1 protein-coding gene and 1 pseudogene are annotated in these 1,162 nt (G+C 33.3%); both read left to right on the forward strand.

Annotated elements, in window-relative coordinates:
- A pseudogene (locus HMPREF2813_RS10050) lies at nt 1-452 on the forward strand (CTP--phosphocholine cytidylyltransferase); the annotation flags it as partial.
- On the forward strand, nt 452-1,162 hold a 711-nt coding region (locus tag HMPREF2813_RS08305; protein ID WP_070647059.1), incomplete at its 3' end, for a LicD family protein. The pseudogene HMPREF2813_RS10050 and the gene HMPREF2813_RS08305, both read left to right, overlap by 1 nt.

The raw sequence follows: 1,162 nt of genomic DNA on the forward strand, positions 1-1,162 counted from the left end.
ATTCCTTTTCTCTGGCACAAGACTTCTTTAATGATTGTTATGTTATTGATGCGGATGTAGTGCTTAATCGTAATATTTTTCTAACGAAACCATCACACAGCAAATATTTCACAGTTATTCGTTCGGACACTCATAATGAATGGCTACCGATTTTAAATAGCAATGGGCAAGTAATGCGTATTGAGATTGGATCATTAAACCAGCCTAGCTTGTCAGGGGTATCTTATTGGACAACTCGGGATTGCGATATCATTCTAACTTTGCTCAAAGAATACACAAGTGAAGTGCGGTTAAAAAATCCAAAACTTTATTGGGATACCATTCCGATGGAATATATAGAGAAATTGAATATCTATACGGAACAACTTAACAGTGATGATATATTTGAAATGGATAACCTTGATGACTATCACCACATTTTACAAAAATTGACACCAAACAAGGAAAAATAATGAAAAAATTAACGCTCAGAGAACAACAACTCGTTTGTCTCAATATCTTAGATTATTTCCACGCATTATGTGAGCGACACCAAATTCACTATTCTCTTGGTGGTGGAACATTAATCGGTGCTATACGCCACAAAGGCTTTATCCCTTGGGATGATGATATTGATGTTTATATGCACCGTGATGAATATCAAAGGTTCGTTGATGTTTGGTTTCAAGAAACTCACGAATACTACAATATAGAAACGGCGGAAGATATACTTGCTCAAAAGACTGGAGAAATGGCAAAAATCTTTGATTGTCGTACTCAAATAACCGAAATTGCTGGAAAAAAAAGTGCAATGTTTATAGATATATTCATCTATGATGGGGTGCCAAATGATCCAAAGATCATCTGCTCTTTTATGAAAAAATATAGAAGAACTCATCGTCGTTTCTATTCTTGCAAGAAAAGATGGTTAAAAGAAAAAGAAAATACCTTATGGAAAGCAATACTTAATAAATTGAGCCATTTAATATTTTCCAAAATGCAAAAAAATCTAGAGCAATTTCAAATAACATATCCGATAAAACAATGCGATTATATTGGTCTTGTATTATCTGATTATGACGATTGCGGAGGATGGCAAAAATCTTATATGCCAAAGGAATATTTTAACCATGTTATTTATAAAGAATTTGAAGGACGACAATTTCAAGTAATGAATGGATAT

Origin of the sequence: Haemophilus sp. HMSC066A11 (assembly GCF_001811665.1) — a bacterium.
Taxonomy (GTDB): domain Bacteria; phylum Pseudomonadota; class Gammaproteobacteria; order Enterobacterales; family Pasteurellaceae; genus Haemophilus; species Haemophilus influenzae.